The 26,127-nt window shown below is 41.7% G+C and carries 28 protein-coding genes; 5 read left to right on the forward strand and 23 right to left on the reverse strand.

Annotated features, from left to right (window positions below):
• Window positions 1-32 precede the first annotated feature (32 nt).
• Entirely contained in the window at window positions 33-926 is an 894-nt protein-coding gene (locus tag ACSBQP_RS05450) for a 2-dehydropantoate 2-reductase (protein ID WP_435028244.1), read from the reverse strand.
• A 210-nt stretch (window positions 927-1,136) separates the two neighbouring features.
• Between ACSBQP_RS05450 and ACSBQP_RS05455 the strand changes: the two genes are divergently transcribed.
• Window positions 1,137-1,616 (forward strand): N-acetyltransferase, encoded by a 480-nt coding sequence (locus tag ACSBQP_RS05455; RefSeq protein WP_007499784.1) that lies wholly within the window; start codon window positions 1,137-1,139, stop codon window positions 1,614-1,616.
• Between the two features lie 53 nt (window positions 1,617-1,669).
• Here the strand turns inward: ACSBQP_RS05455 and gerR are convergent, their stop codons facing one another.
• From gerR to ACSBQP_RS05470, 3 genes are all read right to left on the reverse strand, one after another.
• Window positions 1,670-2,209 carry a sporulation-specific transcriptional regulator GerR gene (gerR, locus tag ACSBQP_RS05460; RefSeq protein ID WP_017359370.1) on the reverse strand — a complete coding sequence of 180 codons (540 nt, stop codon included), beginning with the start codon at window positions 2,207-2,209 and terminating at the stop codon, window positions 1,670-1,672.
• A gap of 138 nt (window positions 2,210-2,347) precedes the next feature.
• Window positions 2,348-2,521, reverse strand: a complete 174-nt coding sequence (gene rpmF, locus ACSBQP_RS05465) for a 50S ribosomal protein L32 (RefSeq protein ID WP_008354700.1) — start codon at window positions 2,519-2,521, stop codon at window positions 2,348-2,350.
• Between the two features lie 21 nt (window positions 2,522-2,542).
• A complete protein-coding gene (locus ACSBQP_RS05470) occupies window positions 2,543-3,061 on the reverse strand; it encodes a YceD family protein (RefSeq protein ID WP_061419002.1) in 519 nt (172 codons plus the stop codon).
• Window positions 3,062-3,267: 206 nt separating this feature from the next.
• On the opposite strand from ACSBQP_RS05470, the gene ACSBQP_RS05475 reads away from it, so the two are divergent.
• Window positions 3,268-4,515 carry a nucleotidyltransferase gene (locus ACSBQP_RS05475; RefSeq protein WP_435028245.1) on the forward strand — a complete coding sequence of 416 codons (1,248 nt, stop codon included), beginning with the start codon at window positions 3,268-3,270 and terminating at the stop codon, window positions 4,513-4,515.
• A 32-nt stretch (window positions 4,516-4,547) separates the two neighbouring features.
• On the opposite strand, the gene ACSBQP_RS05480 is transcribed toward ACSBQP_RS05475, so the two are convergent.
• Together ACSBQP_RS05480 and ACSBQP_RS05485 are read right to left on the reverse strand one after the other, a co-directional pair.
• Window positions 4,548-5,576, reverse strand: a complete 1,029-nt coding sequence (locus ACSBQP_RS05480) for a SepM family pheromone-processing serine protease (RefSeq protein ID WP_017367187.1) — start codon at window positions 5,574-5,576, stop codon at window positions 4,548-4,550.
• Between the two features lie 4 nt (window positions 5,577-5,580).
• Window positions 5,581-6,360, reverse strand: coding sequence for a patatin-like phospholipase family protein (locus tag ACSBQP_RS05485; protein WP_046343476.1), 780 nt, complete (start codon window positions 6,358-6,360; stop codon window positions 5,581-5,583).
• A 156-nt stretch (window positions 6,361-6,516) separates the two neighbouring features.
• Between ACSBQP_RS05485 and ylbJ the strand changes: the two genes are divergently transcribed.
• Window positions 6,517-7,725 carry a sporulation integral membrane protein YlbJ gene (gene ylbJ / locus ACSBQP_RS05490; protein ID WP_017367185.1) on the forward strand — a complete coding sequence of 403 codons (1,209 nt, stop codon included), beginning with the start codon at window positions 6,517-6,519 and terminating at the stop codon, window positions 7,723-7,725.
• Window positions 7,726-7,738: 13 nt separating this feature from the next.
• Here the strand turns inward: ylbJ and coaD are convergent, their stop codons facing one another.
• The 9 genes from coaD to ACSBQP_RS05535 all read right to left on the reverse strand — a co-directional run bounded on the left by coaD (window position 7,739) and on the right by ACSBQP_RS05535 (window position 12,800).
• On the reverse strand, window positions 7,739-8,221 hold the full coding sequence (gene coaD / locus ACSBQP_RS05495; protein ID WP_007499803.1) for a pantetheine-phosphate adenylyltransferase: 483 nt from the start codon (window positions 8,219-8,221) through the stop codon (window positions 7,739-7,741).
• A 3-nt stretch (window positions 8,222-8,224) separates the two neighbouring features.
• Window positions 8,225-8,782 (reverse strand): 16S rRNA (guanine(966)-N(2))-methyltransferase RsmD, encoded by a 558-nt coding sequence (rsmD, locus tag ACSBQP_RS05500; RefSeq protein WP_007499805.1) that lies wholly within the window; start codon window positions 8,780-8,782, stop codon window positions 8,225-8,227.
• 312 nt (window positions 8,783-9,094) lie between these two features.
• The gene (locus ACSBQP_RS05505) at window positions 9,095-9,367 is read right to left on the reverse strand and encodes a YlbG family protein (protein WP_008345023.1); all 273 of its coding nucleotides are present in this window, start codon (window positions 9,365-9,367) and stop codon (window positions 9,095-9,097) included.
• Between the two features lie 65 nt (window positions 9,368-9,432).
• On the reverse strand, window positions 9,433-9,882 hold the full coding sequence (locus ACSBQP_RS05510; RefSeq protein ID WP_007499807.1) for a YlbF family regulator: 450 nt from the start codon (window positions 9,880-9,882) through the stop codon (window positions 9,433-9,435).
• Between the two features lie 57 nt (window positions 9,883-9,939).
• Window positions 9,940-10,347: a hypothetical protein gene (locus tag ACSBQP_RS05515; RefSeq protein ID WP_035392159.1), complete on the reverse strand. Its 408-nt coding sequence runs from the start codon at window positions 10,345-10,347 to the stop codon at window positions 9,940-9,942.
• A gap of 73 nt (window positions 10,348-10,420) precedes the next feature.
• Complete coding sequence (locus tag ACSBQP_RS05520) at window positions 10,421-10,669, reverse strand: YlbE-like family protein (RefSeq protein WP_017359376.1); 249 nt, start codon at window positions 10,667-10,669, stop codon at window positions 10,421-10,423.
• A 19-nt stretch (window positions 10,670-10,688) separates the two neighbouring features.
• Complete coding sequence (locus ACSBQP_RS05525) at window positions 10,689-11,102, reverse strand: YlbD family protein (protein ID WP_108611210.1); 414 nt, start codon at window positions 11,100-11,102, stop codon at window positions 10,689-10,691.
• A 109-nt stretch (window positions 11,103-11,211) separates the two neighbouring features.
• Window positions 11,212-12,255: a CAP domain-containing protein gene (locus ACSBQP_RS05530; RefSeq protein WP_008345031.1), complete on the reverse strand. Its 1,044-nt coding sequence runs from the start codon at window positions 12,253-12,255 to the stop codon at window positions 11,212-11,214.
• Between the two features lie 122 nt (window positions 12,256-12,377).
• Window positions 12,378-12,800 (reverse strand): CBS domain-containing protein, encoded by a 423-nt coding sequence (locus ACSBQP_RS05535; protein ID WP_034646433.1) that lies wholly within the window; start codon window positions 12,798-12,800, stop codon window positions 12,378-12,380.
• Window positions 12,801-12,961: 161 nt separating this feature from the next.
• Between ACSBQP_RS05535 and ACSBQP_RS05540 the strand changes: the two genes are divergently transcribed.
• Entirely contained in the window at window positions 12,962-13,327 is a 366-nt protein-coding gene (locus ACSBQP_RS05540; RefSeq protein WP_008345035.1) for a YugN family protein, read from the forward strand.
• A 31-nt stretch (window positions 13,328-13,358) separates the two neighbouring features.
• Here the strand turns inward: ACSBQP_RS05540 and ctaG are convergent, their stop codons facing one another.
• The 6 genes from ctaG to cyoE form a co-directional block, all read right to left on the reverse strand.
• Window positions 13,359-14,237 (reverse strand): cytochrome c oxidase assembly factor CtaG, encoded by an 879-nt coding sequence (ctaG, locus tag ACSBQP_RS05545; protein ID WP_017359380.1) that lies wholly within the window; start codon window positions 14,235-14,237, stop codon window positions 13,359-13,361.
• Window positions 14,238-14,267: 30 nt separating this feature from the next.
• Window positions 14,268-14,597 (reverse strand): cytochrome c oxidase subunit IVB, encoded by a 330-nt coding sequence (ctaF, locus tag ACSBQP_RS05550; protein ID WP_003211520.1) that lies wholly within the window; start codon window positions 14,595-14,597, stop codon window positions 14,268-14,270.
• Between the two features lie 2 nt (window positions 14,598-14,599).
• A complete protein-coding gene (ctaE, locus tag ACSBQP_RS05555) occupies window positions 14,600-15,220 on the reverse strand; it encodes a cytochrome c oxidase subunit III (RefSeq protein ID WP_007499822.1) in 621 nt (206 codons plus the stop codon).
• Complete coding sequence (gene ctaD / locus ACSBQP_RS05560) at window positions 15,220-17,091, reverse strand: cytochrome c oxidase subunit I (protein WP_007499823.1); 1,872 nt, start codon at window positions 17,089-17,091, stop codon at window positions 15,220-15,222. Before ctaD ends, ctaE begins: the two co-directional genes overlap by 1 nt.
• A 188-nt stretch (window positions 17,092-17,279) precedes the next feature.
• Window positions 17,280-18,347, reverse strand: coding sequence for a cytochrome c oxidase subunit II (gene coxB, locus ACSBQP_RS05565; RefSeq protein ID WP_039168612.1), 1,068 nt, complete (start codon window positions 18,345-18,347; stop codon window positions 17,280-17,282).
• Window positions 18,348-18,625: 278 nt separating this feature from the next.
• Entirely contained in the window at window positions 18,626-19,543 is a 918-nt protein-coding gene (gene cyoE, locus ACSBQP_RS05570) for a heme o synthase (protein ID WP_024720296.1), read from the reverse strand.
• 389 nt (window positions 19,544-19,932) lie between these two features.
• Between cyoE and ACSBQP_RS05575 the strand changes: the two genes are divergently transcribed.
• Window positions 19,933-20,856, forward strand: a complete 924-nt coding sequence (locus ACSBQP_RS05575; RefSeq protein WP_024720295.1) for a COX15/CtaA family protein — start codon at window positions 19,933-19,935, stop codon at window positions 20,854-20,856.
• A 39-nt stretch (window positions 20,857-20,895) separates the two neighbouring features.
• Here ACSBQP_RS05575 and ACSBQP_RS05580 read toward each other — a convergent pair whose 3' ends face one another.
• Both ACSBQP_RS05580 and pyc read right to left on the reverse strand, forming a co-directional pair.
• Window positions 20,896-22,329, reverse strand: a complete 1,434-nt coding sequence (locus ACSBQP_RS05580; RefSeq protein ID WP_435028247.1) for a cryptochrome/photolyase family protein — start codon at window positions 22,327-22,329, stop codon at window positions 20,896-20,898.
• Window positions 22,330-22,629: 300 nt separating this feature from the next.
• Window positions 22,630-26,076: a pyruvate carboxylase gene (pyc, locus tag ACSBQP_RS05585; RefSeq protein ID WP_017367180.1), complete on the reverse strand. Its 3,447-nt coding sequence runs from the start codon at window positions 26,074-26,076 to the stop codon at window positions 22,630-22,632.
• Window positions 26,077-26,127: the final 51 nt, after the last annotated feature.

Raw genomic sequence — 26,127 nt, forward strand, 5'->3', positions numbered from 1 at the left:
TTTCCCGAAAAAAGTATAGCATGTAAATGAGCTCACTCAAAAGATTTTGTTTGCTTTTTTTCCAATACTTCCAAGCTTCTATTCAAGAAAGTGAGGAATGGCGGCGTCATCCCTTGACCTTGAGCTTTTTTTAAAAGGTAGCCAATGATTGCTTTTCTTTCAGTTTGGCGGCCTTTGACGATATCTTGTAGCATTGACGATTGATTGGCAGCCGTTTGATGGCAAATTGATTTCACATGAGCCCATAGACGATCTTTCTCAAGCAACCCTAGAATGGAAACCGCTTCTTCAAATGCACATGTCATCATATGTTCATATGATGGGTTCGATACCAATTCCCCATTATTCACATGTAATAGAGCCGTCAACGGATTAATACACACATTGACGAGCAGCTTTTCCTCCAGTACTTTCTTCCATTCATCTGTATAAACCATTTGAAAATCGCACGTTGATAGTTCACTACCCATAGGTTCTTTTTCCTCATGCAGAAATGCTCCCCACTTGATGACACCAATTCCTGTATGGTTTACTGCGCGATCAGACACCTTCATTGCGCCATGCTCTACTACACCAATATATAACTGATGTGCCGCTTTCCAGTTCTTTAAATCGAATAAGTGGGCCATTCCGTTCTGCAAAAATAAGATCCGATGACGAGGCAGTCCCGATAATTCCCCTAGAACATCTTGCAGATGATGATACTTCACTGTCACAATCAGCAAATCAAATAATCCTTTGACCCCCGTATCGGCCCCAACAGCTGATTGAATGGTTTCCCCTCTTACCATTCGTTCAATGCCTAATGCTCGAATTTCTTCTGCCTGCTGTTTCCTTCTTGTAAAGACGGTGATGTCATGATGTTCTGATAAATAACTGGCACAAAGCAGACCAATCGCACCACCGCCAATGATTCCAATTTTCAATTGCCGCACTTCCCTTTTTCTGTTTACTTCATGTTATCAACTATTTTACCAGTTTCGTGCTACGATGCAAAAAGCAGATAACGCGCTATGATTGAATTTTTTTAATTAAAAAACTATAATAATAAGTGTAAAAACTTTTTTAGGCGGATGGGATGAAAACGCCTTCAATGACATCACTGTCGACATTATGTGTGTAAGGGGGAAGATCACATGACACAAGTAAAACGTCTTCTGATTAACTACAAAACATTAGAGGAATTTAAACAATTTAAGGAATATGGCATACAAGAACTTTCCATGCTTGAAGACCTAGAAAGTAATATGATTGAAAATGACAGCAACTCTCCATTTTATGGGATTTACTTTGGAGATAAGCTTGTGGCACGTATGAGCCTCTATCAAGTAGATGGCTCGACGACGACGTATTTTGACCATAATCATGATTATCTAGAGCTGTGGAAGCTAGAAGTGTTGCCAGGATATCAGCGTAAAGGTTACGGCGAAGCACTTGTTGATTTCGCAAAATCTTTTGGCCTTCCAATTCGAACGAATCCACGCGTCAAATCTGCCGGTTTTTGGGATAAAATGGGCTTTGAAGCGGTGAAATATGATATGGAACGCGATAAAGGAGAAAACCCACTCATTTGGGAGCCGGCACATATTCAAAAGAACACAGGTGAGTCCGCTTAATCATTTTAATCATTAAGAAAACGCCCCTCTTTCCATCTGTGAGGGGCGTTTTCTTATTTTGCGTAATCTTTTAAGCTGATATTCTGTTTGACTCTTTCAACAATACCAATAAGTGCCCGGTAATCTTCTTCTGTCATTTTTAATTGACGTTTCAGCTGTTCATTTTCTTCGGTGAGTGATTTTAATTGATGCTGTGCATCTTTAAGCTCCTCCCGTAAATAAGCTGGACCAGATGGTTCTTTCTCAAGCTGCTCTAGAAACCGAATTACTTCTCGAAGCGTCAGTTCAGTCTGATCAGAAGATGCCTTCTCTTCTATGGTGAACGCATGCTGCGGTAAACCCGAAGAATGGATACCAATTTTTTTACGCAGTTCTTTTCGCTGTTTTTTGGCAAGCTCAATGCCTGCCTGGTACTGCTTTCTGACGTAAGAATTCCACCTGAATCCACATGCTGCTGCTGTTCTTGACAATGCTTTTCCAACCTCTTCAAATGCTGAAAGCTGGGTACCCCCATCTCGGATATGCCTTAAAACAACTTCTGCTAAAAGTAAATCTTCATCTTGTGTCCATGCGTCCTGCCGTGTAATCGTCAACTCATCATCCCCCCTGAATCTGAATACCACATCATATGCGCTTACTAGAGTAGATAGACTATTTGCAGGAGAGAAACCTAAAAAATAGATCAATAAAAAAACGCAAGGGAAGATTCCCTCACGTTTTTTTATCAAGCATTAGTTGCTTTTTACGTCTTTGCCTTTGTATGTTCCGCAAGATTTGCAGACACGATGAGAAATTTTCATTTCACCGCATTCTGGGCAAGCTACCATACCAGGTACTTGTAGTTTGAAATGCGTACGACGCAATCTTTTTTTCATTTTAGAAGTTCTTCTAAAAGGTACAGCCATTATTCCCACCTCCTTAAAGAGTTAAGATTCATTATTTTCTTCTAAGAGCTTCTTCAAGCCTTCCAGACGAGGATCAATTCGGTTTTGATGTGCATCTTCCGAAATGACCGCCCAGTCATTCCCTTCCTGTGGTGCAGCACCTTTTACGCCAGCTTGGTCGCAAAAGATTTGCATGGGCACTTCAAGAAGAATTTCTTCCTTGACTATAGGCGTTAAGTCGATGATATCGTCTTCTACAACAGATACGTCTTCATCTTCTATGTCGTCTGTCTTATGAAGTACAAATAGTTCTTTTGTTGAAATCGCAAATGGATAATTTACATCAACAAGCGTTCTTGAACAAGGCAATGTCATTTCACCTGTGATGGTTAAATCAAATGCGACTTGCTTTGATTCGATCACTCCAGTCCCTTTCACCTCTACTGGTGAAATGCGACGTATATCTGAATGAAGGCTAGTAAGTTCATTTAAGTCAACCGTCTCATGAAAATCGAAGCTGTTTTTAGCTTTTTGATGTAACTGATAAACTGTCCATTTCAATTGTATCACCTCTAAGAGCAACAAACATGATTATAGCTTTCATCATGCTATTTGTCAATATTTTTTCTTTACAGTCCTTCATGATGTCAAAGAGCTGTTTGACATCAGTTCTCGGAATGCCTACACTGAAAAAAATGGTCTTCATTTTTCCCTTATGCTACTGTAGCACAGACCATTTAACCATAGCAAGAAAGGCGGAACATCTATTGAAAGCAGTGGGAGTCGTTGTCGAGTACAATCCATTTCATTATGGGCATGCCTATCATGTGAATCAGGCGAAAAAACAAACCTCCTCAGATGTTGCCATTGCCGTCATGAGCGGTTCTTTCCTCCAGCGCGGGGAGCCTGCCATCGTCTCAAAATGGGCACGTACAAAAATGGCACTGCAAAACGGCGTAGACATTCTGTGTGAGCTTCCATACATATATGCCGTACAAAAGGCAGAAACCTTCGCCAATGGCGCTGTGTCCATCCTCGATGCATTAAAATGCCATTCTCTTTTTTTCGGCAGTGAGGATGGAGAGATCAACGCATTTGAGCGCACAGCACACGCTTGGCATGAAAAAAAGGCAGAGATTGATCTTTTAACAAAAGAAAAGGTGAAAGAAGGTCTTAGTTATCCCGCAGCAGCAGCAGGTGCGTTTCAAGAGGCCATTCATTCTGAACACTTACTGGATTTGTCCAAACCAAATAACATTTTAGGCTTTCATTATGTTAAAGCCATCTTAGAGAGAGCTCCTCACATGCAGCCTTTTACGTCTCAAAGAATTGCATCTGATTATCATGATGAAGAACTGCCTGACAACCAAAAAATCGCAAGCGCCACAAGTATCCGAAAAGCTTTAAAAGAACAGAGCTCATTTCAAGCAGTCACGCCCTACCTCCCGGACGCTACTTTAAAGCAATTACACGACTATCATTCTTCATATGGTCTTTTACATACGCAAGAAGCCTATTTTCGCTTTCTGAAACATGTTTTTCATACAATGGATACGAGTGAACTAGAGGGCATCTATGAAATTGAAGAAGGCATTGAACATCGCATGCAAAAAGCCATGACACATGCGTCTTCCTACGAGGAGTATCTATCACTTGTCAAAACAAAACGATATACGTGGACAAGGTTACAGCGGATGAATACGCATCTATTAATGAACGTGAAGAAAAAGACGATGCACGAGCTGCTTGAAGAGAAAAAAGCGCCCTATATTCGTTTACTTGGAATGACAAGGAAAGGACAACAGTACTTGTCTCTTGTAAAAAAAGAGTTGGATGTACCACTTGTGAGTAAACTGTCTTCCTTTTCACATCCCGCCCTTGATCTTGATATTCGCGCTTCAAGGGTGTTCAGCCTTCCCATCTGTGAACCCATGCAAACAGAGTTAACAAAAGCAGAGTTTAAAACATCACCGATTCGATATGATGAAGAGAGCGGACTCTTTTCATCTCGATAGAAAAAAGCAGCCTGCAAGTCAGGCTGCTCTTTTTATGATGCTTTCTCTTTTAAATTGTTTAAATAGTTTAGTGCGTCCTGCATGGTATCCACAGGAACGATTTTCATATCACTTTTAATATCTTTTGCTGTTTTGACTGCATTTTTGTAGTCAGAGTTTGGGTCACCTTTATCATTCGGTGCAAAGAAGATGTCTTTTCCTGCTTTGTCTGCTGCAACAACCTTTTGATCAATTCCGCCAATCGGTCCGACTGTACCATCTGCATCAATCGTTCCAGTCCCTGCGATCGCATAGCCATGTGTTTCATCTTCTTTTGTCAGCTGATTGTAAATTTCAAGTGACATCATTAAACCAGCCGATGGACCGCCGATGTTTTCGATGTCCACTTTCACAGAAGGAGACACTTTCACATAACGGTCTGTAAATAATGATACGCCAATTCCCACTCGTTTTGGCTCTTCTTTAAATGGTTTTAACGTCACGTTCTGCGTGATTTCTTTGCCATTACGTTCAAGTACAAAACGGACAGCAGTGCCTGCTTTTTTACTGCTAATATACGAAACCATTTTATCTGCTGACTCATATGTACGGCCGTCGACGCTTTTGATCTTATCGCCAACTTCAATCTTCCCATATGCAGGCATTCCTTTCATCACATAGCTCGCATATACCCCATTAAACGTATAATCTACTTTTTTCCCCGCTTTTGTATAAGCGGCAATCATCGCATTTTCTTGAGAACTTTTCATGAGCTGCAGCTGCCGTTTCATATAATCCTCATCAGACTCTCCGTCCGCTTTAATATTTTCTTCTGGAACGATTTCGTCATACTTGTTCATTTTTGCAAGCAAATACGTATATGGATTGGCTGGACCTACTTTAATGGTCATAAGAGAAAAGCTGCCCTTCTCGCCATATCCTCCGTCTACTTGAATGTGTGGCGCAATTTCTGTTGCATCACCTGGCTTTGTGACGTAATAGGGCAGTTTCACAAAAGTTAAGCCAAATAAGACTAGAACAACAGCAAAAAAGCTGAGCCAGCGAATATTTAATTTTTTCATTCGATTAACACTCCCATTTATCAATGACATCTTTCAGTTTTTCTCTTAGTTGGTCGGCGGCGAGTTCACCTGCTTCAATCATTTCTTGAACCTGTGTAAACGTACTAGAGCTAAAGGTCTCGAGCTTCGGCCGAATCATGAGATCTGCATGAATGGTTTGGTGACGAACCAATTCATTTTGAAGGATGTCCAAACTTTGCATAATGACATCCGATAATCTCGTTGCCTTTTCTGTTTTTTTCACCCTTGATACATCAGAGGCGATAATGAGGTCTGCCCCCATTTCTTTCAGAACAGAGACAGGAATGCGGTCCACTACCGCTCCATCCACCAATTGCCTGCCGCCTATTTCATGCGGAACAAACACACCCGGAATGCTAATGCTTGCCCTGACTGCTTGTGAGACAGACCCTTCTTTGAACACAACCTTCTCCCCTGTCTGAAGGTCACAGGCAACAATCGCAAGAGGCACGCGCATTTCTTCAATATTCTTCCCATATGTAAACGTGTGAATCAGCTGCAAAATTCGATTTCCTTTTAACAGACCGATTTTTGGCAGTGTATAGTCAGCATAATACTTTCTTCTGAAGACAAGTGCAAGTTTTTTCATTTTTTCTACGTCTTGTCCTGCTGCATAAAAGCTCCCCACAAGAGCACCAATACTGCTTCCTGCGATCATATCCACCTGAATTCCTTGTTTCTCAAGACTAGATAAAACCCCGATATGCGCCATCCCTCTGGCACCCCCGGAGCCCAGCGCAAGCCCGATAATCGGTCGTTTCATGAATCCACCCTCCTCTTTCTATGCATATATACGAATCTATAGGTCTAAACATGCCCCTTCTCATCGTATAGTAATAGAAGACAGGCTCGGCTAGCATCTCTTTTTCTTTAATCACGAGCTCGCCAATAGATTATAACGGCAAGGGGCGACATCTACATGAAAAAATGGAACACTCTGTTCATCGCTGCTTTTTTTATCTTTTTAACAGCCACTGTGATTACACATCCACAAGCCTCTTTGCAAGCATCGAAAAATGGACTTGCAATGTGGTGGGAAGTGGTTTTTCCATCGCTGCTACCTTTTTTTATTTTGTCCGAGCTATTAATCAGTTTCGGGATTGTCAGATTTGTCGGCGTATTATTAGAGCCATTTATGCGGCCTATCTTTCGGGTGCCTGGTGTCGGCGGATTTGTACTAGCGATGGGAATGGCCTCTGGTTTTCCTTCTGGCGCTAAATTGACGACAAGACTTCGGCAGGAAGGACAGCTGACAAGAATTGAAGCAGAACGCCTTGTGTCATTTACCAATTCTTCAAACCCTTTGTTCATTTTTGGAGCAGTGGCTGTAGGATTTTTTCATCACCCAGCTTTAGGCATTGTGTTAGCCTGTGCACATTATTTAGGAAATCTCGCGGTTGGGGTGACGATGCGTGGATATAAAGCGCGTCATGATGCGCACCTCAGAAGCCGAAAAGGATTTTTATTGCCTCCAATTCGAGAAGCATTCAGCGCTCTTCATACGGCAAGACTCGCAGAAAAAAGACCACTTGGCCAAATATTAAGTGACGCTGTCATGTCATCTGTTCAAACGCTCTTTATGATTGGCGGCTTTATCATTTTATTTTCTGTCTTTAGTCAAATGCTCGCTGTTGTGCATGTAACAGATCTTCTCTCTATCGGGATCGGTTATATACTGATAACGATGCATCTTCCGCCAGAATTAGATCTAGCCATGATTGCGGGTCTATTTGAAATCACATTAGGAAGTCAGCTCACAGGATCACAAGAGGTTTCCCTGCTCGCTAAAACAATTGTGGTCAGCTTTATTTTAGGATTTAGCGGATTCTCCGTTCAAGCTCAGGTAGCCGGCATTTTGGCAGCAACCGATATACGCTTTAAACCGTTTTTCTTCGCCCGTTTGCTTCACGGTATTTACGCAGCCGTCTTTGCCTTTCTGTTATTCAAACCCCTTTATGTCTCTAAAGCAGACATGGCGCTTCCAGCAGGGGCATTTGAAGCAAGCGAGCAAGTCGTGATGTTTAGCAGCGTTTTATGGAATCAGCTTGTATCTGCTGGTCCTCTCATCACCTTGTTCAGTCTGATCGTGTATATTGCGCTCTATTATCAGAAATTAAAAAATGGATGAGTGCACAATGCACTCATCCATTAAATTTTTCTTTCAGCGCAGCTTCGACCTCTTGCGGTACAAGCTCTTTGACTGATCCATGATACTTCGCTACTTCTTTAACAATGCTTGAACTTAAGAAGGAGTATTGATTATTCGTCATCATAAAGAACGTTTCAATGTCATCATTCAACACTTTGTTCATTGATGTCCCTTGCATCTCGTATTCAAAGTCCGTCACCGCTCTAAGTCCGCGCAAAATGACTTTCGCCTCTTTTTGTTTCGCATAATCAACGAGCAGTCCATGAAAGGATTCCACTTTGATATTTGGTAGCTCCTTTGTTGCTTGACGAATGAGTTCACATCGCTCTTCAACAGTAAAAAGCGGCTTTTTTGACGAGTTATTAAGGACGCACACATATACTTCATCAAAAATCTTTGCCCCTCTTTTGATAATATCCAAATGGCCCAATGTGACTGGATCGAAGCTACCCGGACAAACGGCTATATTCCCCATGCTTTAATTTCCCCGCTTTCTATAGATCGTAATGCCAGTCATTCCGTACATTTCCTGCCTTGAGATATGTAGCTGTCCTGCTTCCTCTGGCAGTGTCACATCTTTATCGTGCTCACACACAATGACGCCATCATCTGCTAATAAGGAATGCTCATCAATCGTATCAAGAAGTGCTTTCAACTTTTGATCTTTATACGGCGGATCAAGGAAGATGGCTTGAAAAGATTCTTCTCGCTTCACTACAGCAGCGAGTGCACGGTTTGCATCATTTCGAAACACTTCACTTTGATCCATCAGCGACAATTGATTCAAGTTGCCTTTAATCGTCTGAATCGCCTTCATATCTCGATCCACAAATATACAATGATCGAACCCTCTAGAAAGCGCTTCAATACCTAAACCACCACTTCCAGCAAATAAATCAAGGGCCCATCCCCCATCAAAATACGGTCCAATCATATTAAAAATGGATTCTTTTACTTTATCTGTTGTTGGTCTTGTTGATTGGCCGGGTACGGCTTTCAGCGTGCGGCCTTTTTTTGTTCCAGAAATCACTCTCATTTTTCCACCACTTTTTCTGCTTGCATCTATTGAATATTGTTTGATGACAAAAAATTCAACATTATCTTACCATATCCACTCCACATGGGACAATGCACTGAATTCCATTCATTTTCTATGTATAGATCACAAAAGAGAGGGTCATACTACTGTTAACAGCATCTGATGTGGTGCTGTTGCCAACCGCGGAGAAGACTTACGTTTCCCCATAAGTTCTTCCTCCGGTTTCTCCTCTCCCTTTGCCTTCTCCTTAATGAATCATTAAGAATAGAAGGACCCCGCGGGTGATGCCGCGGGGGTTTTTTTGTGTCTTTAAAAGCCCACCTTATAGTCATACTCTTTTGCTTTGTCCAATTTCGATTCGTACTCTAATTTAATAAAAGGTTTATAGGAAGGCTCAACACGTTTCACAAATGGCAATGAACTGAGCTTTGCCATGTGGCGCTCAAGATCATTCATATCACAATAAATCACTGCATATTTCATTTTCCTTGAAATATAGTGAACATTCCCAAATTTCCTTAGCGCTTTTGACTGCTTTAACGAATGCAGCCAAACGACCATCCCTTGACGTTTGGTATCCATCTTTTCACCTGCCGCTTTTCAATTCTTTCCGTTCATTATGTAAAAGACGAGACGTTCAAGTCTCGTCAAGATACTTTACAGCCACAGCTGCCTCCTGATCCACAGCCACCGCCGCATGATGATAGACCATCAAAATATGGGTTCCCTGTTGGAACTTTAATATATGCTGATACAGCTTGACCGATTTCAATACTAATCTCATCTAAGATGGATTGAATCGCTGTTTCTGCTTTTTTGAAATCAACCACTGTATCGTGAAGATCTAGCTTTCTTTTGACCTCACGCATTTCTTTTGAGATCGTTCTATAGTCCGGATGGTATTTGCCGAACCGCTGCACATCTTCATATTGCTCTTTTACTTTTGTAAAATGGGCAATAATTTGTTGGGCTTCTTCGTCTTGCTGGAGACGCTTAAAGCAGTTGCGGTAATGTTCAGCCTCCTCCGACTGAAGAATCATGGCAGCCAATTGATTTGCTTCCTCTTGGAGCTCCACAGATTCGATTGTCGCATACATAAATGTTGCACCTCCAATTCATAGTTTACCACGAAACCTATGGATCAGAAAATGCTTTTACGTGACAAATACATCCCATGTCTCTCTTTTCTGCTTATATTCAGGGTGACGAGAATTTAGCACAACGGTCATTTTATGCTTTCCTTTTGAAAGGTGCTTGACCACAAACGCCGCAGTATACTCATTGCCTGCCCGTTTCCCGTCTACATACACAGTAAAATACCCCGCCTTCTTATCCTTTTTCAAGGGTGAAGGTTCAAGGTGAAAATCTTGAAGTGTACTTTCTATATACACAACAGATCCCTGCACTTTGTATTTTAAAAAGCCTTGCTGCTTCATTTCACTTTGCGTCTGCTGCATGACTGGTATTGCTGGTTCTTGCCTAGTTACTTGCTCTTGATCATGTTGACTTTGACATCCGGTGAGAAGAAAAAGCAATGCGCATATTGACAGCATCCATTTCATGTTCTGATTCTCCTTTCGTCTACTTTCATAGGATGCTCATGAAATAGACATCTTAATCAACTCAAAAAAAGCCTCACCCGGCTCCATTTTGATTGCGCATTGCTTGGAACATCTGGATCATCATTTCAGCCATTTGGACACTATTGCTCAACTGGCTTACACGATGAGGAATGGTTTTTTCGTAAAAGTTCATTTTATCTAATTCAAACGAAGTGACATTTTCAGGATGCCGCGTTAACTGTCTATACCAGAGTGGGCGCTGCCTGATGAATTTGATTCGATCCTCTTCGGCCATGACAAACTCTTGTACTTCTCTCCGCACCAAAAGCATCCCCTTTCAATTAATCTTTCCTGAAGGAGAATGGGTGCTGGCTGCCTCCAGATGAACCCTTCTTTGAGCCATTTGATGAAAATTGACCGAGTAAGCTTTGTAAAGAGGAAATAGACTGGCTCATTTTATTAATTTGTTCATTCATTTGATCAGTGTCCATTTTTTTCACTGCAGAAACCATTTTAGACATAAAATCTGCTTTTCCCGGTTCACTTTGCTTAGTGGCTTTTTCTTCTTTTGCTTCTTCCGTTTGTGTTTGACGGTAAGGAGACCACATGTCATCTTCCTCACCAAACATGACCCAATTCTCGTATAAACTTTGCCAGCTTTTTTCTTGCGTCTGCACTTCTTGAATTAATTTCGGATGGCGTCTGACGAACTGTTTAAATTCATCAATGGATGTTTGCTTTTGCTTATTTGTCATATCCTCACCCCCCATACAAATGCCTACTATACTATATACATCTGGGTCTATTTTGGTGAGCCCTTTTCATAAAAAAACAGCCGCTATCTGTGCGCAGCTGTTTAGAGGATTAAGACGTTTTCTTAATGAAGTTTTGTGTATAGTACTTTTCTTTCACACCAACGCCAAGGTGCGTGTAATCTTGATTTAACAATGCCTTCCGGTGACCTTCGCTATTCAGCCAGCCTTCTACAGCTGCAGGGCCATCAACATAATTATATGCAATGTTTTCCCCCGCAAGCTGAAATGCGACCTCGCCTCTTTCTAACCGGTCTTTCAGCGTGCCGTATTTTTTAGATTCATGGGAGAAATAATGATGATCTTTCATGTCCTCACTATGCATGAATGCCACTTCAGAGGTTTCATCGTCCCACTTTAAGGTCGGCAGTTTGTACTTATGGCGGATAATATTGGTCATATCAAAAATTTGTTTTTGACTCGACGCTTCAATATCCTTCCATTTTTCACCTGATATCGCCTCAGGTTCAATTAATTGGCCTCGATAGACGACTTCATACGGCTTTTGTTTGACAAATGTATCTGCGTTAAAGGCTCTAATGCTCGAAAGAGTGCTTTCAAACTTATCCATGTAGAGCTGTACATACACATCATCTCCCACTTTCACCGTCGGCCTGGTATTCATATCATCTTCTGAGAATTCAAAGCGATATGAATTTCCCTCGTCCTCTACATGAATGTAAGGAGCGATTTGTGTTTTTTTAAACACTTCACTTGTGGCTTGACCGATTTTAAACGGCTCAACATTCAGCCCATCCCCTGTCGCAAACAAGGTCACCACTTTACTGTCCTTTACCCCTACTTGAATATAGTGTTTCTTCGATTGATTGTATATCCACCAGTCATAATCATATGCGGAAGGATCAATGCGATCTGGTTCCCCTAGCTGTTTAAGCACTTCGTTTGAAGACTTCCCCATAAAGGACATGAGCCCTTTTTTCGGAATGTTGATCGGCTTATCGCTAGATGTTTCTTCATTAGACACCTTCGGCTCATTGCTGTTTTCTTTTTCTGGTGAAGATCCATATTGAATAAACAGAACGTACGTTCCAGATATAATCAGGAGGATGAAGAGTGTTTTCAGCACAGTTTTCAAATAAACACCTCCGTTAAATTGGCAAGGTACAAAAAGTACCTTCTACTGTCATTTAAACAAAACTTGCTCCATTTATCAACGACAATACAGCCTATTTAACACGAATTTAAAATATGCCACTCCTAATGAAGAAATCCTTGGCCATGATCCTGGTCTTGTTGAGAGATCTCCGTCAGAGCATCACCTGCACGATCGTTTGATAAATCTTCAACTGATAAATCCCCAAGGGCTACGATTCCTGTGAGTGCCCCATTTTTGACAACCGGGATACGGCGGAGCTGATGTTCTGACATCAACCGGACAATTTCTTCTAGGGTTGCATCTTCTTCAGCTGTCAAAACTTCCTTCGTCATGATGGCACCAACCTCTTGTGAGTTCGGCTTTTTCTCAGCAATACCTCTAAGTACAAGGTCGCGGTCTGTGACAATACCAACAAGCTGATCTCCGTCGACTACTGGAATGGCACCAATGTCAGCATCTTTCATTTTGACTGCCGCTTCATACGCATTGTCGTCCTTTTGCAACGTCACTACTTTTTTCGTCATGATATCTTTGATTTTTTTCGTTTTCACGTTGATTCCTCCATCCGTTATTTTCTTTATTACTGTAACCAGCTTATAAAAGAACATACCTTTCACAGTTGAAAGTTTAACGCTTTCATACTATGATTGTCAGTAAAGGGAATTTTTATAAGGAGGGGTTTTGGGTGAAGTTTGAAGGTACGGGGATTGAGAAGGTATCAGCTGACTTAAATAAATTGGATTTCATTATGGAAAGTGAAGGATTTGTACGAGCCGATCAATGGGATTATGAGCGTGTGACGTACGACAGGAAGTATAACATGGTAGAGGGGACGTTTTACTTACGGATCTCTGGCTACGCCACTGAGGGAGATGTTGGCTCCAAAAAAGCCCACATCCAGCTGCTGACACCTTTACTTGGAAAACACTATTATCCACATGGTGTTGAATATGGAGAAGGCGAAGATTTCCCTAAATCTCTTATTCAATCAAGCAAAAAAACGCTGAACCAATTAAAAGAAAAACTAGAAGCGATAACTGCTGAAGCATAAAAAGCACAGCCCCTGCGGCTGTGCTTTTCATTTATTCATATTTCGGAATGAGCGCATCTGGTACAGCATCTTTCGCTCTTTCTTTTCTCGCCCAGTCAAAGAAGACAACAGCAAGAATCGATCCGTATACAATCTCTTGAATGATTTTCATCAAAATAGCACCTAGCTGCTGATCTTCTAGCAGCGGCAATGTATGAAACATGTCAGGTCCCGTAAGCGCAAGACCAGCAAGCATATCACTCGGTACGCATAGGTGCAGTGCTTGTATCCATGCGCCGGCATCTGAATAAGTGGCATAGATAGGCGCTTCACTAAACATAATGAGTGCGCAGGCAGGTGTCATTAAAATCCCATCTGCCATAATATATCCAAGCTTTAAAATGCCCGTAATCTGCGGCTGACTTTGCACTTTATGGACAAGCGGCCACCACATGAAAAAGGCAGCGATAAAAATGACAACCGTCATCAATGCGTGATAAAACGGATCTGTTTTGACAAAATCGAACACAAGCGGAATATGATACAGCGAAAACAACCCGTTAAATCCGAGCAAGGCAATCAACGGCTTAGAAAACAAGCGGAAAATCGGCTGAATACCCCGTGTTTGAATGATCCGCTCCCAAATCGCCGCAGGTAAACCTGTAATAAGAAGCGGCGGGATGACCAAATAGAGCACTGCCATTTGCGCCATATGCGCACTGAACATAATATGCCCCATTAAATCAATCGGGCTCCCCTTCACTGCATAAAGCAACACAAGCCCCGTGAGAAACAGCGTTTTCTCTTTCACCGTCGCACGGTGCTTTCCCTTCGTCACGAGAAGCAGATAAAAAGTGGCTGCTACTACAATACATGTCAAATAGTAAGGACTCCATAATGCACGAAATCCAAATATCTCTAAGTTTTCCATTGCTGCGCCTCCTTCAAGGGCAAAGCGAGCTTACCACCAAATAATGGTCAAAAAGGCTAAAACGGTAATAAACGCGACAAACACACCTGAGTAAAGAAACAACGCGGGTGTTTCATGCCCTTTTTGGTTCATGTGCATAAAATAATAAAGCTGAAAAGCCACCTGAATCACTGCAAGCAGTAAAATAAAAGGGACAGCGAACCAATTTCCGACGTCTTCAGAGGCGATTGTTAAAAAGGCAACAAACGTTAAACCAATCATCAAGCCGAAAGAAATGAGCTGATGCTTCATTTCTTCGGCATTTTTCTTTTTCCGATAGACAAGATCGACTTTGGACTGATTTGTGTTTTTATTTCCCATTCTTATCCCACCATTCCCATTAAATATACAACGGTAAAGATGAAGACCCACACAACATCAATGAAATGCCAATAAAGGCTCGCCACATAATATTTTGGTGCATTGTATAAATCTAGACCGCGTCTCATATTCCGAATCATCAGAGCGGTGATCCAGCAAAGTCCAAATGCGACGTGAGCCCCGTGTGTTCCAACAAGCGTATAGAAGGAAGAGCCAAGTGCAGAGCTCGTAATGGTAAATTCATACGCATGCACATAATGATAAAACTCATAAATTTCTACCCCTAAAAATCCAGCACCTAAAAGAACGGTTACACCTAGCCAAAGCTGCATTTTTTTAAAGGCAAAGTTTTTCATATGATACATAGCATACACACTCGTTAAACTGCTCGTTAACAGAAGCATTGTGGCAATAAAGACAAGTGTGAGGTCAAACATTTCAGTTGTTGTTGCGCCGCCTGCATTTGAATTTTTCAGCGCCAAATAAGTGGCAAACAAAGATGCAAACAGGACCGTTTCTCCCCCAAGAAACAACCAGAACCCGACGAACTTATTCTTTCCTTCTAACGTGGCTTTCTCAGGAGAAGCCGGAAAGGTTTCCGCTGTCATTTTTTGTGGTTCCATTATGCTTTCACCCCTTTGTCATCGTCATCCGTCAAATCTTCTTTGTGAATATGGTATCCATGATCATCTTTAAGAGAGCGAACGAGCATGGTCGCAAACGTGATGCCAAGACCAATGAAGATCACCGGTAGACCCCAGCTGTGCTCTTGACGATACATAAAACCAAACGCTGACACAAATAGACCGAATGAGATAATGATAGGCAAGATGGAATTATTCGGCATGTGAATATCATCGAGCGGTTCAGATGCTGTCATTCCTTTTTTACCATCCATTTTCTCAATCCATAATGGATCAAGTCCCCGTACAAGAGGCAGCTGCTTAAAGTTATATTCTGGCGGAGGTGAAGATACTGCCCATTCAAGCGTTCTTCCATCTCCCCAAGGATCGCCCGATACACGCTCCCCTTTTGCTGTCGTCCAGATGATATTAATCAGCATGATGACAACTGCTACAAACATGAACAGTGCCCCAATCGTACTCACCAAGTTCCCAAGGTCTAGACCCTGACCTGGCAAGAATGTAAAGACTCGGCGCGGCATGCCCCAAAGACCGAGAAAATGCTGGATAAAGAACGTTAAATGGAAACCGACGAAAAACAGCACAAAGCCAATTTTCCCAAGCTTCTCATTCAGTATTTTCCCAAACATCTTCGGCCACCAATAATGCACACCTGCTAAAATACCGAAGACCACACCACCGATAATGACATAGTGGAAATGCGCCACAACGAAGTACGTGTCATGGAACTGATAATCCGCTGCTGCTGCTGCAAGCATGACGCCGGTTACACCGCCAAGTAAGAATGACGGAATGAACGCAACTGAATATAGCATCGGCGTTGTAAACTTCACATTACCGCCCCATATGGTGAGCAACCAGTTAAATACTTTAATTCCAGTTGGCACCGCAATCGCCATTGTGGCAACGGCAAAGATCGCATTGGCAATTGGACCAAGTCCTGTTGTGAACATGTGATGCGCCCACACCATGAATCCAAGGAAACCAATTAATACAGTCGCAAACACCATGGACGAATAACCAAACAATCTTTTTCTTGCAAACACTGGAATGATCTCAGAGAAAATCCCAAATGCCGGCAAAATCAAGATATAAACTTCTGGGTGTCCAAAAATCCAGAACAAATGCTCCCAGATGATTGTATTTCCTCCGAGCTCTGGATTAAAAAAGCTCGTATCAAACATTCGATCAAGCATCAGCATCGCAAGCCCTGCTGTCAGCGGCGGGAATGCGAATAAAATTAGTGCAGATGCCACAAACGTCGTCCAGGTAAAGAGCGGCATTCTCATATACGTCATACCTGGCGCTCTCATATTAATAATCGTTGCAAGAAAGTTGATTCCGGCAATTAGCGTACCAATACCCGCTATCTGCAACCCTAAAATATAGAAATCCATGCCGTGCCCTTCTGAATTCAGCGTGAGCGACGCATAGGCAGTCCAGCCTGCATCAGGTGCTCCGCCCATAAACCATCCAAGGTTTAAGAAAATACCTCCGAAAAAGAACAGCCAAAAACCAAGTGAATTCACAAATGGAAACGCTACGTCACGTGCACCAATTTGAATGGGTACAACCGCATTCATTAATGCAAATAAAAGCGGCATTGCTGCAAGGAAAATCATCGTTGTTCCATGCATCGTCATGACTTCATTGTAAAACCCTGCACTCACAAAATCATTTTCAGGGATGGCTAGCTGAATACGGATAATCATCGCTTCCAGGCCACCAATTAAAAAGAAAAATCCCCCTGCCACTAAATATAGTATGGCAATTTTTTTGTGGTCAACCGTCGTTAAGTAATCCCATAAGACAGCGCCAAACCCCCGCTTTTTAGCTATTGTACTCACCATGAAATCCCCCTCTTATCTCCCATTTGCCCCTTTTCATATCAATGTCTATCTTCACGTTCTAAAAACAGACTATATCTGACAGATGACTTATTCTTGGATGTAGAGACTTATTCGGGAGCTCTTAACAAAAACTTCACATAGATCGTATACCCTTTTGAATGTGCGCAACTTCAAGCTGCTCAAGGCATTTACTGTATTTTAAGACCTTTTAAATACTCGTAGAGTGCATCTGCTTCTGAGTCATTTAGTTTAGGGTACGTCCCTGTCATCTTATTACCTGGTTTAAAGCTCTCTGGATCTTTCAGCCATGCTTTGACATTTTCTTTATTCATGTCTTTAATTCCAGCTACTTTTGTCCGCTCTCCGAAGGTTGCAAGGTTTGGTGCAGTCCTTGCCGCCTCTGGCCGTTCATCTCCAGGCTCTACCGCATGACAGCTTAAACAGTTTTTCTCTTTAAAGAGTTTTTCACCCTCAAGGGCTAGATCTGACGTAGATGCAGGCTTCTTATAATCTGTCATCTTTTTCGTCCAGCCTAAAAACTCATCTTGAGAAAGCGTTTTAACTTTAAAGTCCATTAAAGCATGTGATGGACCGCAAAGCTCTGCACATTTCCCATAGAAATATTCTCCAGCATCTTTCGTTCGTTTTGAGTCAAATGTTAAATAAAACTTGTTCTCGTTGTCTGTATTTGTATCAATTTTACCCCCAGCTGATGGAATCCAGAATGAGTGTTTCACATCAGATGCTTTCAGCTTAAAATAAACCTTTTGATCAGTTGGAACAATCAATTCCTGACTTGTCACAATCCCATAATCAGGGTATTCAAATTCCCACCAATATAAGCTGGCTCTTACATTCACTACAAGTGTCTTTTCAGGATCTCGTTTTTTCTTATCCATGGCGCTTGTATCCCCTAGCTCAAGCGTGTATGCCACAACAGGTACAACGAGAATAATGAGTAGAAGTATCGGAATCGCTGTCCACGTAATTTCGAGGTTACGGTTCCCTTCTACCTGTTTAGGAATCGTATCTTCTCCCACTTTAGAACGTTTGAATTTAATGATGACGTAAAAGAAAATGATCGATACAACAATAACGACAAGAACCATAATAAGTGTACTCAGTACCGTTAGGAAAAACTGTTTATCTGCTACTTCCCCAACTGGCTTGAGTGTTGATAAGTATGGTTCACCGCAGCCCGCCAAAACGAGCGTCAGTAAGAGAAACAGTGAATAAACACGCCATTTTCTTATCATAATTTGTCCCAACCCCTTTTGCTTGATCTCCTTTGCCTTTCGCTTTTACCTCTTATTTATAAAATCACCTTTCACCCATCCATAACCCCCGCCTCTTATAAAAGCACTTACATTTCCTCTTTTCATAAAAAAATGATTTTTTTACTCAAAATACCATCTATGTATAAACAGAAAGCCGCCTAAATAGAACTGAATATCAGGCGGCTTTCATAGTTGTAAGAAAATGTTGTGTTATAAGATATAGCCATTGTTTTGATGTGATCAAAGTGTATTTCACTCTAGAATAGTGTAATAATAATCATCGCAACGAAAAAGATCGTTAAGTAGTTTAATGAATAAACGAACATGAGTGTTGACCACTTCATGATATCTTTCATTTTAAAGCCCATAAGACCAATGACGAGCCATCCAATGTTCAGCAATGTGCCAAGTGCGACAATCGGCCATCCTAATCCACCTAAGAAAAATGGAAGCGGGAGAAGACATGCTGTCCAAATGATGATTTGACGTTTTGTGACTTCAAAGCCGTAAACAACTGGCAGCATTGGAATACCTGCTTTGCGGTAATCTTCCGTTTTCTTAATCGCAAGTGATAAGAAATGTGGAATTTGCCAGATGAACATAATCATAAACAGGACCCATGCCGTTGTGTCGATGGTGCCTGTAACAGCTGTCCAGCCAATTAATGGCGGAACCGCACCAGATACACTCCCAATGACTGTATTAATGGTGTAATGGCGTTTAGACCACATCGTGTATAGAACTGCATAAGTAAAGACACCGATAAATCCAATCACTGCTGATGTAACAGTTGTCATCAGAAGCATAATCAGTCCAAGTACAACAAGCAGAATACCAAATGCATACGCTTGACCTGGCTGAACTTTACCTGTCACCGTCGGTCTTGTTTTTGTTCTTTCCATTAGTATATCAATATCACGGTCAAACGCATTATTAATGGCGCATGAACCGGCAATAATAAGAGAAGAACCAATCATTGTTAACAGCACAATATCAAGATTCCCAAGGAAACTCATACCTGTAAAATAAAAAGCAAGCCACATTCCAGTAAAAGTTGTAATGAAATTGGAATTGACGATGCCCATTTTAATAAGAGCAAGAAAATCTTTTAAAGCGGTTGTTTCTTCTATTTGTCCATGAATAGCTGCTTCCGCGGCTGTTTTGGAATTTGCCAATGTGTATAACCTCCCTTGCCCAAACCTTCAAACGAACGAATAAAACGTAAAATCGTTACAACTCTATCATACAAGATAAAGAGCTGTAAAAAAACATCCTATTAAATAATAAACGACAAACTTGAAGTTATTTGTGAACTTTTCGTGAATTTATTAGGATGTGCGTTTCAGAAGGCGGTGCAAAATGAAATATTCTCTCCTCTATTTCTATCAGACTGTCAAAGAAAGATCAAGCACTCTAAATCTGTAAACTTTGTGAACTAACATATCATTTTTTTGTGAACTTTGGTCATTATGAATTGCAACAGAACACGCATTTGGCTTAAACTTGAGAGCATGTGAGGTTTTCATTTAGATCAGAAGTTATTTAGAGAAGGTGAAATCATTTGATGAAATTTGCTTTAAGGTTATTGAGCGTTGTCACAACATTTGTGATGCTGATCGTTCTGATTGGCGGTGCGCTTGTGACGAAAACTGGCTCCGGTCTTGGCTGCGGCAGACAATGGCCCCTTTGCCACGGTCGTTTCTTTCCAGAAATGAACCCTGCTTCCATTATCGAATGGAGCCACCGCATGTCAACAGGAGTTTCCACCATTCTTGTACTGGCACTGGCGGTCTTATGCTGGAAAAAAATCAGTCCAGTATTCCGTGAAACCAAATTTTTGGTCATCATGTCCATTATATTCTTACTGCTTCAAGCGCTGTTAGGGGCACTCGCCGTTGTGTTTGGTTCTAACGCACTTGTCATGGCACTGCACTTCGGTATTTCACTGATTTCTTTTGCTTCCGTTTTACTGCTGGCACTGCTTGTGTTTGAAGCCACCAGATCTGAAACAAAACTTGTGAAGCCGCTTCATATCGGCAAAAGAATGCAGTTCCATATTTATGGGTTGATCACATATACGTATATTGTGGTGTATACGGGCGCCTATGTGAGACATACAAAATCAAGTCTTGCATGCTCTGTCTTCCCATTTTGTTCAAAAGACGGCGCACTTCCAGCGTATTTTAATCAATGGGTTCAAATGTCTCACCGAGCAGCAGCCCTTCTTTTATTCGTTTGGATATTTGTTGCGATGTTCCATGCCCTTAAACATTATAAAGAACAAAAGCAGCTGTATTATGGATGGATCATTTCAGCCATTCTGATTACACTTCAAGCGATCTCTGGTGTCATGTCTGTTTATTCTCAGCTCGCACTCGGTTATGCGCTTGCTCATTCATTCTTTATTTCTTGTTTGTTTGGGGTACTATGCTACTTCTGCTTACTCATTGCCCGGTTTAAATATGAAAATAGAGAGCCTTTCAGATAAACATACAATCCCCCTTTCATCCGAAAAGGGGGATTTCTTTTATGTTTGTTTCGCTTCTTCGAATAGCGAAATGGCCTTTTTTCGTCTTTCTTGATGATCGACTGTAGGCAGAGGATATATATCCCCCAGCACACATCCCGATTTCATTTGCTCATCTATCGGCATTTTACTCGGTTCATGAATCCATTTTTCATTCACATGCTTTAGTTCTGGTACATACCTTCTAATATATTCTCCGCTTGGGTCAAATCGTTTCGACTGGGTCGTTGGGTTAAAAATACGGAAGTAAGGAACAGCATCCGTTCCGACAGAGGCTGCCCACTGAAATCCTCCAATATTCGAAGCCTCATCATAGTCGACAAGTTTTCTCGCAAAATACGCTTCGCCCATTCTCCAATCGATGAAGTAATCTTTTGTCAGGAATGAAGCCGTCACCATTCTCAAACGGTTATGCATCCAGCCTTCTTCATTTAACTGTCTCATCCCAGCATCAACGAGCGGGAAGCCTGTTTGTCCTTTACACCAAGCTTCAAAAAGTCTCTCATCATCATTCCATTTTATGTGTTGAAAGGAGGAGTTGATTTCTTTTTCTTTCATCTCTGGATAATGCGCAAAGATCATATGATAAAAATCACGCCACGCTAGCTCTTTCATAAATGTTTCCTTGCCCTCATCTTCAAAAAGTTCTTCCTCATTGACCGCATGAAAGATCGTGCGAATAGAAATGGACCCAGTTTTTAAAAACCGAGACAGCTTGCTCGTCCCAAAAACAGACGGAATATCTCGTTTCTCATGATAATGCGTCAATCTTTCTTGAATAAAGCCGCCTAGCGTGCTCATCGCTTTGTCTGATCCAATCTGATCGAATTTCCTTGTACATTTCTTGATGATGTCCCTTAGTTTCGCATCTCCCTTTTCAGAAAGTGACTCATCACAAATCGTATGCTTGCTGCTCAGAAATGATTTGTCAACTTTTATCACAGACTGCTTCTCCTGCTTCCGCCACGCTTGGTAGTATGGAGTAAACACTTGATAATGAGAACCATCCACTTTTAAAATATCTCTCGCCCCATGCAGATGCGTATCTTGCCACTTTGACACATGAATGCCCTTTTCTTCTAAGAAACGGGTCACTTGCTCATCTCGTGTTTGACCATTTCCTACTTCGTCCTCATTAAAAAAGACCGCATTGATGTCATAAGCATTCATGAGCTTTTGAAAAGCGGACAAAATATCATCATGAATGAGATGAACATACATGTGAGATTCTCTTGCTTCCTTGACGAAATTGGCCAAGTTTTGAAAGAAATGTTCGTTGTTCAAATCCAGTTCCATTTCTGTAAAAAATGGATCTAGATGATAAAAAGCAAATAATCGGTACTGATGTTTTTTTGCATATGTGATCGCTTTTGATAAGGCGATATGATCATCCAATCGCATATCTCGGCGAAACCAAATCACGACAATTTCCACTCTTTCTTCACCTCATTCTATAGTGTAATCACTCTAGCGGGCGGCTGCACATTTTAATGCGCTCAACAAAAAGACACATCGCAGTAGATGTGTCTTGGATTGTTGACAAAGGGCTAAAATGCTCTTTATTTTAGCCCTTTGTCTTCTTTTCAGCGTGATAGAAAGCCCTTGAAGTCTAGGAAGAACGAGTACTGGAGCGGAGCGAATGTGACATTCGTGAGCACCAGCACGCAGGACTGACAAAGAATGCAAGGGTTTGTCTATACGCTGAGACACATCGCAGTGGATGTGTCTCACTCATTATTCAGGCTTTAAGACAATCAACAGATCTCCAGTTTGAATCCCTTCTCCATTCGTGACATGAATTTCATCCACGACTGCTGAGAACGGTGCTTGTACCGTCGTTTCCATTTTCATCGCTTCATTGATCATCAAATGCTCACCTTGAGAAATTTTCTGTCCTTTTTCAACAAGCACTTTGATCACAGTGCCTGGCATCGATGCGGCAATGTGATTTGGATTTGAACGATCTGCCTTCATTTTTTCTTGAACGGAGGATTTGATGCTTTCATCCTTAATGACCACTTCACGCGGCTGTCCATTCAGTTCAAAGTAAAGCACTCTTGTAGCGTCCGGATTCGGTTCTCCAATGGACACGAGTTTGACAATGAGGGTTTTCCCTTTTTCAATTTCCACCTCAATTTCTTCACCAAGTCTCATGCCGTAGAAGAAGGTTGGTGTGTCAAGAACAGAGATATCTCCATAGCTTTCTGCTGTTTGAACAAATTCAGAAAAGACTTTCGGGTATAAAGCATATGCAATGGCATCTTGTTCTGTCAACGTCAGATCATGTGATTCTTTGAACTGCTTTTTGATTTCTTCAAAGTCCACTGGTTTCAGTTTCTCACCCGGTCTGACAGTAAGCGGCTCCTCCCCTTTTAAAATCAGCTTTTGCAATTTTTCTGGGAATCCGCCATGAGGCTGTCCTAAATAGCCTTTAAACAATTCAACAACCGAATCTGGGAAATCCAGTGTTGCTCCTTTTTCATAAACATCCTCTTCTGTCAGATCGTTTTGCACCATATAAAGTGCCATATCTCCGACCACTTTAGAAGACGGTGTCACTTTCACAATGTCACCAAACATGTCATTTACACGTCTGTACATTTCTTTTACTTCATTCCAGCGGTCGCCAAGGCCGACCCCTTTCGCCTGCTGTTGCAGGTTACTATACTGGCCACCAGGCATTTCATGCTCATAAATTTCTGTATGCGGTGAATTCATTCCGCTTTCAAACTCATGGTAATATTTTCTGACGGAATTCCAATATTGAGAAAGACGTTCAACCGCTTGAACATTCATTTCGGGCTTTCTTTCATGTCCGTCTAAAGCATAATATAATGAGCTCGCACTTGGTTGTGATGTGAGCCCCGCCATAGAGCTGACAGCAACATCAACAATATCAACACCTGCATCAATCGCTCTTGCATAGGTGAAGAGTCCATTTCCACTCGTATCGTGTGTATGAAGATGGATTGGAATCGTGAGCTCGTCTTTTAGAGCAGATACAAGTTCATAAGCCGCCTGCGGTTTTAATAATCCCGCCATATCTTTAATGCCTAAAATATGAGCGCCTGCGGATTCAAGCTCCTTCGCAAGAGAGACATAGTATTTCAAATCATATTTCGGACGTGATGGATCAAGAATATCACCTGTATAACAAATCGCTGCCTCTGCCACTTTGCCTGATTCACGAACAGAATCAATGGCAAGCGTCATGCCTTTGACCCAGTTTAGGCTGTCAAAAATACGGAAGACGTCAATGCCTGCCTCTGCCGATTCCTTTACAAATGCTTTAATCACATTATCCGCATAGTTTGTATATCCGACAGCGTTTGATGATCTTAATAGCATTTGGAACAAAGTGTTTGGCACTTCTTGACGAAGCTCTTTCAATCTTTCCCAAGGATCTTCTTTCAAGAAACGATATGCCACATCAAATGTAGCGCCGCCCCACATTTCCATACTGAATAACTCTGGCCATAAACCTGCTGTTGGCTGCGCAACTTTCTTTAAGTCGTGTGTTCTAAAGCGTGTTGCAAGCAGGGATTGATGTGCGTCTCTAAAAGTTGTATCCGTTAAAAGTACACTGCTTTGCTCTTTCACCCAATTGGCGAGCCCCTCAGGTCCATGCTTGTCTAACAATTGTTTTGTTCCAGAAGGAATCGTTTCATGGACAGCAAGTTTCGGCACATTTGGTTGATCAAAATGAGGCTTCTTATTTTCCGAAATACCAGGGAACCCATTAATGGTAACGTTACCAATATAAGTAAGCATTTTCGTTCCGCGGTCTTTTTGCTTAGGGAAGTTAAATAGCTCTGGTGTTGAATCAATAAACGATGTATCATATTCCCCTCTTAGAAACTTCTCGTGCTTTGCAACGTTTTCAAGAAACGGGATATTTGTTTTAATGCCACGAATCCTGAATTCTTGTAAATTTCGGACCATTTTAGCCGCAGCTTGATCGAATGTAAGTGCCCAAGTAGACAGCTTGACCAACAGTGAATCGTAATAAGGTGTAATCACCGCACCTTGGAAGCTGTTTCCTGTATCAAGACGTACTCCAAAACCACCGCCTGAACGGTAAGCCATGATTTTTCCTGTATCTGGCATGAAGTCATTCAAAGGATCTTCTGTTGTGACCCTTGATTGAATGGCGAATCCATGTGTAAAGATATCTTCTTGTTTTGGTATCCCGACTTCTTTGCTGTGGAGGTCATGTCCTTTTGCGACAAGAATTTGGGTTTGGACGATATCGACACCTGTGATCATTTCTGTGATCGTGTGTTCCACTTGGACCCTAGGATTGACTTCAATAAAATAAAACTCACCATTTGCCACTAGGAATTCTACAGTCCCTGCATTGATATACGATACATTCTGGGCCAGCTGAACAGCCGCTTCACAGATGTCTTCACGCAATTGATCTGAAAGGGACACACTTGGTGCAACCTCAATGACTTTTTGATGACGCCTTTGAACAGAGCAGTCACGCTCATATAAATGAATGATATTGCCGTGATTGTCTCCAATCACCTGCACTTCAATATGTTTCGGATTTTCAATCAGCTTTTCAACGTATACTTCGTCATTTCCAAAAGCCGCTTTCGCCTCTGACTTTGCACGGTCATAGGCTTCGTTCAGCTCCTCTTTTGATCTGACAATCCGCATACCTCGGCCGCCGCCTCCAAGTGAAGCTTTAATAATAAACGGGTAACCGTATTCTTCACCGAATTTTTCGACTTCTTCGACCGAATCAACTGGCCCGTCACTTCCTGGAATGACTGGAATTCCAGCTTTTTTCGCTTCATCTCTCGCTTTTACTTTATCTCCAAACATATCTAAATGTTGAGAAGTTGGGCCGATGAATTGGATGCCTTCCTCTTCGCATCGTCTTGCAAAATGAATGTTTTCAGATAAAAATCCGTATCCTGGATGAATCGCATCCACGTCATTTCGTTTTGCAATTTCGATGATCCCCTCGATATCAAGGTAGGCATCAATCGGCTTTTTACCTTCTCCAACTAGATATGCTTCATCGGCTTTATAGCGATGATAAGAGCCCGAGTCTTCTTTGGAGTAAATGGCCACTGTACGTAAGTTGAGCTCCGTACAGGCCCTAAAGACTCTGATAGCGATTTCCCCTCTGTTTGCAACTAGAACCTTTTGAATTGTTCTCTGTGACATTCTCACTCCTCCATATCCCTTAAAATTTTATATGTACTCTATAATAAAGGA

The organism is Bacillus sp. G402, assembly GCF_051172515.1.
Taxonomy (GTDB): Bacteria; Bacillota; Bacilli; order Bacillales; family Bacillaceae; genus Bacillus; species Bacillus altitudinis.